The following is a 9,955-nucleotide window of genomic DNA, read 5'->3' as shown; positions in this document are numbered from 1 at the left end:
TGATTTCTACCAATTGGTATATTTACATCTGGGCAGTTAATCACAATCATATAATTGAGGCTAGCTTAGGATACTATATTAATCCATTAATAAGTATAGTATTAGGGATGGTAGTATTAAAGGAGCGCTTATCTTTTTGGCAAATTATTGCTGTTTTATTGGCAGCACTTGGGGTTGGAGTGTTAACCTTTGAATATGGTTCATTTCCGTGGATCGCTGTTTCTTTAGCATGTAGCTTTGGATTATACGGACTAGTAAAGAAACTAACGAATTTTGATGCATTAATTGGCCTTACGCTTGAAACGCTTGTTATTACACCTTTTGCACTTATGTATACTTTATATCTATTCTATACGGGACATGTGGCATTTGGAAACAATACAACGACAACCTTGCTCTTAATAGGTGGAGGGATCGCTACTGCTGTTCCGCTTCTCTATTTTGCAAAAGGAACGAAGCGAATCCCGCTTTCCATGGTTGGATTTCTACAATACATTTCACCGACAATTACCCTTTGTTTAGGGATATTTCTTTACCATGAGCATTTTACAGTAGCACATTTGACAGCATTTCTATTTATTTGGCTTGCACTCGTCGTATTTTCTATAGCGAAAACAAAAATAATGACGAAAATAGAACCGAAGATGAACAAACATAATGCAGTGAAGATATCTTGATGAATAAACATTTGCTAATTATTTGTTAAGACACTATTATATAAACTATATTTTAAAGTGATAGGAGGCTTATTATGAATATGCTTCTAGCTAACGGTCCGCTTATGTGTGCCAGTATTGCTTGGTTTGCAGCACAATTCGCTAAGTTCATATTAACCTTAATAAAAACAAAGGAAATTGACCTTGCAAAGTTTTTTTCTTCAGGCGGAATGCCAAGTTCACATTCCTCTACTGTAACAGCACTAGCTACAGCCATCGCAATTAAAGAAGGTATCAATAGTTCGTTTTTTGCTATTACACTTATTTTTGCAATTATTGTTATGTATGATGCATCTGGCGTTCGCCTTGCTGTTAGTAAGCAAGCAAAAATCTTAAATGATTTTTTTCATGGGAAAATGAGGGACTACAAACAATTAAATGAATTCGTGGGACATACGCCGTACCAAGTTATCGTGGGGGCTATTTTAGGCATTATAGTCGCTGTTTTATATTATCGATAAAGTTACATAAGAAAAGTGGAGAAGGGAATATTCCTTTTCCACTTTTCTATTTGTTATTGGGTTCATTTGACTACGCACTTAGCCATTCCATATGTTTGACCAAGGGGGGAATAATGGGAATAGTAATTTTTAAAACGGGAAATGTAAAAAGGGAGGTGAAAGAAATGAAAAAAACGAAGAAGAATCCTTCACGTATGGTATTAGGTTCAGCTCATGTGGAGGGACAAGGAACAACAAATACCGAGACAGGTTCTAAAGAAGTAGACTCTTCAAGGAATAAACAAAGAAGATAGGATGCACTGTGATTTTTCTCTCTCCTTGTTTATCGTCCTTCATGGATTTTTGCATTCATGAAGGGCAATTTCGTAAAAAGTATATAAATTAATAATATTTAGTTAATTTTCTACAATAGTCTGTTATTCTTTCTTTCAATGTTTTAAAATAATTTTAAGAATAATCCTGTATAATTAAATTTGCGTACATAATCTACTAGGTGGTTTCGTAGTTTTAAAGGTAGTTGTTAAAAGGTTATATTAATCAGAATAAACGGAGGCTATTAATTATGTTCCAGGAAGTTACATCTCATATTCATCCTATTCTTGTTCACTTTCCAATTGCTCTCATTACTGTTGCTGTTCTATATGACTTATGGATTGCGTATAAGAAAGATGAATTTAAACCTAGTAAAGGATTAGCTTTGTGGGTTGTTGTAGTCATTAGTGCTTGGATTGCTGTATGGACAGGTCCAGAAGATTCAGCAAACGGGAATACAAACTACATCTTTTTACATTCTAAGCTAGCAGATTTAACGGCAATCTTTGTTACATTACTTACAGCATACCGTATATGGACTGGTGTTACACAACGTAAAGAGTTATTTAAAAAATTAGTAGTACCATATCTTGTCGTTTCCATTGCTTCTCTTGTACTTGTGTATTCTGTCGGTTATTTTGGTGGGAAAATGGTGTACAGTGACGGTGTTGGTGTAAAAGTAAATAACACATTAGTAAATCCACCTAAGTAATGTAATATAACAGGTAGATGTACGCAATGCATTCTAGAAGGAAAACTAGTGTATCAAACAAGGGGAATTTACATATTTAGTACGTAATAAAATTGGTGAATGTAAGTAAGACAAGCTAGCGGGGACGCTAGCTTGTTTTATATAGGGCATAAACCTACAATTTTATTCAAAAAGAAAAAGGTATCATTCTCTAAGCATACAAGAGAGTAATACCTTTTTCAGTTGTGGTTCCCTTCCCCTTTTTACGAATTTTCATCAATTCGTATCGTACCGCCATGTAAAAATGAATCAGATTCTAGCAAGTTAATCACTGCATTTGCTACGTATTCAGGGGAAAGCAGCTTTCCTTCTTCTTTTAAGTTTTGAAATCGATCCCGTTGTATGAAATCTTGTTTATTTGTATTACGAATTTTGCATTGCATCGCAGTATCAATGACACCTGGAGAAAATGAAATAATGCGAGTAGGGTATTCAATATCTTCCTGCTCAAGTGCAACGCATCGTGTAAACATATCGATCCCTGCTTTAGTTGTACAATACGCACCCCAGCCAAAGTATGGATTTTTTCCTGCTCCAGAAGAAATATTGATAATTCGCTTATCACAAGGAGCATAACTTGAGCGCTTTAAAAAGGATGATGTGATGAGCATAGGGGCTACTAAATTCACATTCACATTTTCAATTAATTCGTTTGGCTCCGCTTTTGCAATTGGTTTAATTGGATCAAGAATCCCTGCATTATTAATGAGATAAATAGCACTAGCACTATCTAAATCTATTATAGAGAAAACCTCATCCATTAATTCTTCCATTTCACCAAGTTTTGAAAGATCAAAACTGAATGGATAAAAAAGTGTGCTGCCTTCCTTTGCTAACTCTTCTAAATCCGTATTTCTACTTCTAGAAATTGAAAAAACAATGACTTCTTTTGCAAGGAGATTGCGAACAATCGCTTCTCCGAGACCACGTGAAGATCCTGTAACTATCGCATATCTCACTTAAAAATCCTCCTTTTTTTCCAACATAACAGAAAATTCTACATAAGTAAATTGTGAAAACGCAGTCTTTTCTGATTATTTGTCGAAATGGAACGAAGGTAAGAAGGATACGTAGAATATGCCATGAACAAAAAAAGATTCAAACATGATATTCGTTTGAATCCTTTTGATACATATGTTCATCTGTATAGAAAATTGATTTATTTTGAAATTCTGAGGCGACAAATGGATAGACGATACTTTCTTCTTTCTTAATATGTTCACATAGACGTTCATCTAGTTCTATAATGTGGAAAATGAGACTTTTTGCAGCAGCGAGTGGTATTTTAGTGGATCTCGGTTTGGCACAGTTTAAAAAGGCCCTAAGGTGAAATGCTATTTGTTCATGTTCACAAGTAAATATAGTTGTGAGACCTTTTTCTTCACCAAGAATATTCGTTAAAGCAGGAAGTAAAATTCGTTCTTCCTCTTCTGTATGCAGCGTAAAGAGTACGTAGAATTGTTGGACTTTTTCATATAAAGAATACAACGCTTGGTCATAGGTTTGCTGTTCTGTTAGAATGGGATTCGACGCTTCAAGTAATTCTTCTTTTAAAGCAATAAACTGTCGATGCTCCGCTAACCACTTTTCTATAAAGTTTATGAATTGAGCAGGCTGATGACGATTGGTTACTATTGTCATTTTTCTTCCTCCTAACTCTTTTATCCTCATTATTATTTTCTCTCTTTTTCAGGGCTGCGGATGCCCAACATATGTAAATTATGTGACGGTTTTTTCTTGTATCTCAAAACGAAGGTATTTCGTTTTTTAGTATCACTGAGGACTGTTTATATTCTATAATAGAAGCGGAAACATCCTGAAAAAACGTAATGTTTACAAGATGCAAAGCTCGGAGATGATAACATGAACACACGAGAATATTATACGGAATTGATCGATCGATTGTTACGAGATGTTGTGATTGTAAGTAGGGATCCTTATGAACCCATTCAGGTAAAGTGTTTGCCTCGTCACTGGACGTGCATTGGGGCCGGAAACTATGCAGCTGTTTTCCAATATGAAAATGATCCAGATTGGGTTGTGAAAGTATATGGAAGAGACTACGAAGGTATCGAGAAGGAAGTAAAGGTGTATGAAAGATTAGGAGAACATCCTGCATACTCTCAATTAATCTTATATGGAAACACATATTTGGTTTTAAAAAAACTGGACGGTATTACTTTATACGATGCGTTTCATAAAGGAATCTATATACCTGAGCGTGTTATCCTTGATGTAAACGAAGCTCTTGATTATGCAAGGGCACGTGGATTAAATCCCTTTGATGTACATGGGAAAAATGTGATGATGAAGGATAGTCATGGGTACGTCATTGACGTATCAGACTTCTATAAACAGGGAATTGATACAAAATGGCAAGATTTAGTGAAAGCATATTATGCTATTTATATTCCGATTTTTTCAAAGTTTCGTATTCGAATCCCGTATTTTGTGTTAGATTTCGTACGACATTCCTATCGGGCATATAAAAAATGGAAGAAAAAAATGAGAGGAAAGTCAGAAAACAAAAGCACTTATATGTAAGTGCTTTTTATTTTTAAAGATTATGTGTTAGATAACTTAACGAACTAATTTCATGATTTAAAAATGAAAGGTATAATATTATTAAATTTACAAAATTCAGAAAATTAAATTTATTCATAATGATTACCTGCATACCTGAGATAGGGTCTGCATTTGTTTAGGAAACCTTCACGTTGAAAAGTTCGGTAAAGGAGGCTGTATTCGTAATGGAAATAAGTACATTGAATAATTTTCAAGAAATAGAAGCTGGGCTTTCTAAGGAGGAAGCGTTGCAAGAGGCAAGCCGATGTTTGTACTGTTATGATGCACCGTGTATACAAGCCTGTCCAACATCAATCGATATTCCTTCATTTATTAGAAAAATCACCTCAGATAATATGAAAGGCTCCGCTAAGACGATTATGCTCTCCAATCCAATGGGAGCAAGTTGCTCACGTGTCTGTCCTACAGAAGAATTATGTGAAGGGGCATGTGTTCTTAATCATTCTACAAAGCCAATTTCCATTGGGGCATTGCAACGTTATGCTACAGACTGGGCCATCCAAAATGAACAAGTATTGTTTGAAGCGGGAATTCAAAACGGCAAGAAAATTGCTATTGTAGGAAGTGGACCGGCTGGATTATCAGCAGCACGAGATCTCGCTCTCATGGGTTATGCTGTGACAATCTTTGAAGCAAAGGAAGAGGCGGGAGGACTTAATACTTATGGAATTGTTTCATTTCGTTTACCAAAAGCAATTTCATACTGGGAAGTCAATCAAGTGAAAAGTCTAGATGTAGATATTCGAACGAATACGCGAGTTGGAACTGATATTTCAACTACAGAATTAGTAGATTCCTTTGATGCAGTCGTTCTTGCTATTGGTATGGGACAAGTGCAGAAACTTCATATCGAAGGTGAAACGTTAGACGGTGTTCATGATGCAATCGAATTTGTTCAACAAACGAAGGGACAGGAATTGCCAACAGAATATAAGGGGAAACGAATGCTTGTTATCGGAGCAGGGAATACCGCCATTGACGCAGCAACATGCTCAGTTCGTCTCGGAGCTGAAAATGTAAAAATTGTGTACCGTCGTTCCAAGGAAGAAATGACGGCCTATCCGTTTGAGTATGAGTTTGCCAAGCAGGATGGAGTAGAATTTAGGTGGTTAACGGATCCAAAACGTATCGTTGGGAATAAGGAAGGGAAAGTAATTGGGGTCGAATGTATAAAGATGAAATTAAGTGAATTTGGTGAGGATGGTAGAAGAAAATCAGAACCGATTAAAGGATCAGAATTTTTACTGCCTGCAGATGGGGTAATCATGGCAGTCGGTCAGCAGAGATATGTTGATTTAATAGAAGAATTTGATCTACTTCACCAGGATGGGGTTGTAAAGGTGAACGGTGATACATTAGAAACTTCTCATCCAAATGTGTATGCATGCGGGGATGTAATCTTTGGAAAAGGGTATGGAGATGCCATGGTTGTCACCGCAGCGCAGCAAGGTAGACAAACGGCCTATGCTATTCATAAAAAAATAATGAACCTAGAAAAGGCTTGAAAAAGGGGGAACACATGATGGCAAATTTACAAATTAACTTTGCAGGGATTACTTCACCGAATCCTTTTTGGCTAGCATCGGCACCTCCTACTAATTCTGGATATCAGGTGCAACGTGCTTTTGAGGCAGGATGGGGAGGAGCCGTATGGAAAACGATGGGGGAGCCTATTTTAAATACTTCTTCTCGTTTTGCAGCCATTAGCTTTAACGGTCAACGAGTAGCTGGATTTAATAACATTGAATTAATCACTGACCGTCCGCTTTCTGTGAATCTTCAGGAAATTTATGAAACGAAGAAGCGATTTCCTACACATACTATTATTGCATCGTTAATGGTAGAACCTAAGCAAGAAAAATGGCATGAAATTGTAAAGCGAGTAGAAGATGTCGGGGTTGATGGATTAGAGCTTAATTTTGGCTGTCCTCATGGAATGGCAGAACGGGGGATGGGAGCTGCTTCAGGACAAGTACCAGATTTAGTTGAAAAACAAACCTATTGGGTTAAAGAAGTTGCAACAACTCCGGTCATAGTCAAACTAACCCCTAATATTACAGATATCACTGCTACAGCAGAAGCCGCAGTGCAAGGAGGGGCGGATGCTATTAGTATGATAAATACGATAAATAGCTTAGCGGGCGTAGATTTAGATACGTGGAATACTATTCCTCATGTTGGCGGAAAAGGGACGCATGGAGGTTATTGTGGGCCTGCTGTTAAGCCGATTGCACTCAGCATGGTGGCAGAATGTGCACGAAACAGACTTATTACAGTTCCCATTTCTGGTATTGGAGGTATTTCAAGCTGGAAAGATGCAGTTGAGTTTTTATTAATGGGAGCTACTGGCATTCAAGTTTGTACGGCTGCTATGCATCATGGATTTCGTATTGTGGAAGATATGATTGATGGTCTTAACCAATATTTAGATGACAAAGGGATTCATTCTGTAATGGATTTAGTAGGGAAAGCTACTTCGAAATATAGCGATTGGGGGGATCTTGATCTTAATTATAAGGTAACAGCGCGTATAGATACGAACAATTGTATAAATTGTAATAAATGTTATATTGCATGTGAAGATACTTCTCATCAATGTATTGATAGAGTGCAAGGTAAAGATGGTACTAGTTATTTACGTGTTCGTGAGGAAGATTGCGTTGGTTGTAATCTTTGTAAGATTGTATGCCCAGTAGACAGTGCTATTTCGATGGTTGAGGCTCCTAATGAATTACCACCTATGACCTGGAATGAACGACAGCAAGCAATAGTTGGAAGATCAGCGTGTGAAATTGATATAAAGTAATAAGTCACATTGACAGGAGGGTATATGAGCGATTATAAGGAGTTCATTGCGGAAAGAGAGAAAATTGATTTTCTAATTGAACAACGCTTTTGCATCAAACAAATGCAAGATATATTAGACGGAACAAGTGTGGTTTTTGAAAAAAATGAAGAGGAAACAATACTAACCATCTCAAATGCAAATGCACGTAAATATGTATCCTATCTTTTTATGAAGCCATAACAAGAAAGAAAAAAGAAGAACTCAACTTTGAGTTCTTCTTAATAGAAAAGTAGTTTGCGATTAGCCTACTTTCTTTGAATTTTCTTCTTTACTATTTAATGTGCTATGTTTTCTGCTGTAGGTAAAGAAAATGATTAAACCTAATACAAGCCATACTCCAAATGCTTCCCATGTCATTAGAGGCAATTGAATGATTAAGTATGCACAGAATACAATTGCTAAAATCGGAATAAGTGGTACGAATGGTACTTTAAAGCCACGTTTTAAATTTGGTTGTGTTTTGCGAAGAACCATAATACCTATAGATACAGTAATAAATGCAAACAATGTACCGATGTTTGTAAGTTCAGCTAATTTGTTCAATGGAACAATACCAGCGAAAATAGAAACTAATACTGCTATTACCCATGAATTCACAACAGGTGTTTGTGTTTTTTGATTTACGCGAGAGAACATTTTTGGAAGTAAACCGTCACGGCTAATGGCATAGAATAAACGAGATTGACCATAAAGCATAACAAGTAAGACAGTCGTAATACCGATAATTGCTCCAAGGGAAACGAAACCAGCAATCCAGTCTTGATGGATATAATTAAGTGCGAAAGCAACAGGATTTTTTACATTTAATTCAGTATATGGTACGATTCCAGTCAAAATTAATGAAACGATAATGTATAATACAGTAGCAATTCCTAAGGAAGCAATAATACCAATTGGCATGTCGCGTTTTGGATTACGAACTTCTTCAGCTGCAGTAGATACTGCGTCGAATCCGATGTAAGCAAAGAATACGGTTGCTGCACCAGTGGCAACACCAGAAAATCCAAATGGCATAAATGGAGTCCAGTTAGATGGTTTTACATACCAAGCTCCGACAGCGATAAACAGAATAACAACTGCTAATTTAATTAATACCATAACGCTGTTAATACGAGCAGATTGTCTAATTCCTCGTGTTAATAATGCTGTAAGGATAAATACAATAATAATGGCAGGAACGTCAATAAATGTACCCTTAGCAGGATCGTAAGCACTGGTTATGGCGGTAGGGAAATGAATTCCAAATCCAGCTAACAAGCCTTGAAAATAGCCAGACCAACCAGATGCAACCGCAGAGGAAGCAAGACCATATTCAAGAATTAAGTCCCAACCAAGAATCCAAGCGAAAAGTTCACCAAATGTCGCATAACTATACGTATATGCACTCCCTGAAATCGGTAAGGTAGAAGCAAACTCGGCGTAACATAGGGCTGCAAAAGCACATGCAAGTCCAGATAAAATAAAAGATAAAATAAGAGCAGGTCCAGCATGCTTTGCTGCTGCAACACCTGTCAATACGAAAATCCCAGTACCAACAATGGCACCAATTCCTAGCATCGTTAAATCAAATGCTCCTAAATCTTTCTTCAATGGTTTGGCATTCTCAATTGCGAGCATTTCTGCAACTGACTTCTTTCTAAATAAACTCATGTAAGTTTTCCTCCCAATCCTCAACATCTGTCGAAACTTGTTGATTTATGGGTTATATTCTACACGATTCCGTAATTTTTGTAAAGTTAGAAAAGTAAGAAAATTGCATAAATAGATTCATATTACGCCACTTGTGAGATGAAATTACATGTTATGTATATCCTGCCAATAGAGGTAAATCAATTCATTTTGTAAGATAATCCTATAAAAAGTAAAAAAAGTGACTATTGTCACTTTTTTTCTTAACCTTCTATTCGTTTACCTAGAATAATTAAGTCACGTTCAATGCCATCTAATTCTGCAATGCTTGGGAAATGCCCCCATTTATCAAAGCCGTTTTTCAGAAATAGGCGCAAACTAGGTTTATTATGACCAAAAATAAATGCTAACAAGTTGTGTAGTCCTAACCCAGGACAAGAGGATATTGCCCTTTCTAACGCTAATTTTCCTAATCCTTGACCACGATAGTCAGCATGGATGTATATACTTATCTCTGCTGTGGCATTGTATGCTGGACGACCATAGAAGGATTGAAAGCTGAGCCAGCCACAAATAGTACCTTCGTGCTCCATTACCCATAGTGGGCGAAAGTTCGGAACATGTTCTTGAAACCAAGTTTCTTTGCTCTCGA

General features: G+C 36.7%; 12 protein-coding genes. 8 read left to right on the top strand and 4 right to left on the bottom strand.

Annotated elements, in window-relative coordinates:
• From rarD to AC11ZT_RS11250, 4 genes are all read left to right on the top strand, one after another.
• A partial coding sequence (rarD, locus tag AC11ZT_RS11265) for an EamA family transporter RarD (protein WP_484059686.1) occupies nt 1–677 on the top strand: 677 nt, incomplete at its 5' end.
• A 74-nt stretch (nt 678–751) separates the two neighbouring features.
• Nucleotides 752–1,177 carry a divergent PAP2 family protein gene (locus tag AC11ZT_RS11260; RefSeq protein ID WP_484059685.1) on the top strand — a complete coding sequence of 142 codons (426 nt, stop codon included), beginning with the start codon at nt 752–754 and terminating at the stop codon, nt 1,175–1,177.
• A gap of 113 nt (nt 1,178–1,290) precedes the next feature.
• Nucleotides 1,291–1,470 carry a YuzL family protein gene (locus AC11ZT_RS11255; protein ID WP_484059684.1) on the top strand — a complete coding sequence of 60 codons (180 nt, stop codon included), beginning with the start codon at nt 1,291–1,293 and terminating at the stop codon, nt 1,468–1,470.
• A 269-nt stretch (nt 1,471–1,739) separates the two neighbouring features.
• Complete coding sequence (locus tag AC11ZT_RS11250; protein ID WP_484059683.1) at nt 1,740–2,201, top strand: DUF2231 domain-containing protein; 462 nt, start codon at nt 1,740–1,742, stop codon at nt 2,199–2,201.
• Nucleotides 2,202–2,443: 242 nt separating this feature from the next.
• On the opposite strand, the gene AC11ZT_RS11245 is transcribed toward AC11ZT_RS11250, so the two are convergent.
• Entirely contained in the window at nt 2,444–3,199 is a 756-nt protein-coding gene (locus AC11ZT_RS11245) for a (S)-benzoin forming benzil reductase (protein ID WP_484059682.1), read from the bottom strand.
• 139 nt (nt 3,200–3,338) lie between these two features.
• Nucleotides 3,339–3,881 carry a hemerythrin domain-containing protein gene (locus AC11ZT_RS11240; RefSeq protein ID WP_484059681.1) on the bottom strand — a complete coding sequence of 181 codons (543 nt, stop codon included), beginning with the start codon at nt 3,879–3,881 and terminating at the stop codon, nt 3,339–3,341.
• A gap of 222 nt (nt 3,882–4,103) precedes the next feature.
• Between AC11ZT_RS11240 and AC11ZT_RS11235 the strand changes: the two genes are divergently transcribed.
• The 4 genes from AC11ZT_RS11235 (at nt 4,104) to AC11ZT_RS11220 (ending at nt 7,854) form a co-directional block, all read left to right on the top strand.
• Complete coding sequence (locus tag AC11ZT_RS11235) at nt 4,104–4,784, top strand: serine/threonine protein kinase (protein ID WP_484059680.1); 681 nt, start codon at nt 4,104–4,106, stop codon at nt 4,782–4,784.
• Between the two features lie 206 nt (nt 4,785–4,990).
• On the top strand, nt 4,991–6,331 hold the full coding sequence (locus AC11ZT_RS11230; protein ID WP_484059679.1) for an NAD(P)-dependent oxidoreductase: 1,341 nt from the start codon (nt 4,991–4,993) through the stop codon (nt 6,329–6,331).
• A 17-nt stretch (nt 6,332–6,348) separates the two neighbouring features.
• Entirely contained in the window at nt 6,349–7,632 is a 1,284-nt protein-coding gene (gene preA, locus AC11ZT_RS11225; protein ID WP_484059678.1) for an NAD-dependent dihydropyrimidine dehydrogenase subunit PreA, read from the top strand.
• A 24-nt stretch (nt 7,633–7,656) separates the two neighbouring features.
• Nucleotides 7,657–7,854 carry a hypothetical protein gene (locus AC11ZT_RS11220; protein WP_484059677.1) on the top strand — a complete coding sequence of 66 codons (198 nt, stop codon included), beginning with the start codon at nt 7,657–7,659 and terminating at the stop codon, nt 7,852–7,854.
• 60 nt (nt 7,855–7,914) lie between these two features.
• On the opposite strand, the gene bcaP is transcribed toward AC11ZT_RS11220, so the two are convergent.
• Entirely contained in the window at nt 7,915–9,324 is a 1,410-nt protein-coding gene (gene bcaP, locus AC11ZT_RS11215) for a branched-chain amino acid transporter BcaP (RefSeq protein WP_484059676.1), read from the bottom strand.
• A 242-nt stretch (nt 9,325–9,566) separates the two neighbouring features.
• Nucleotides 9,567–9,955 (bottom strand): N-acetyltransferase family protein (locus AC11ZT_RS11210; RefSeq protein WP_484059675.1); only part of this gene is annotated, 389 nt, incomplete at its 5' end.

The organism is Ectobacillus sp., from assembly GCF_056992975.1.
This window is presented reverse-complemented; position numbering and strand designations above follow the sequence as displayed.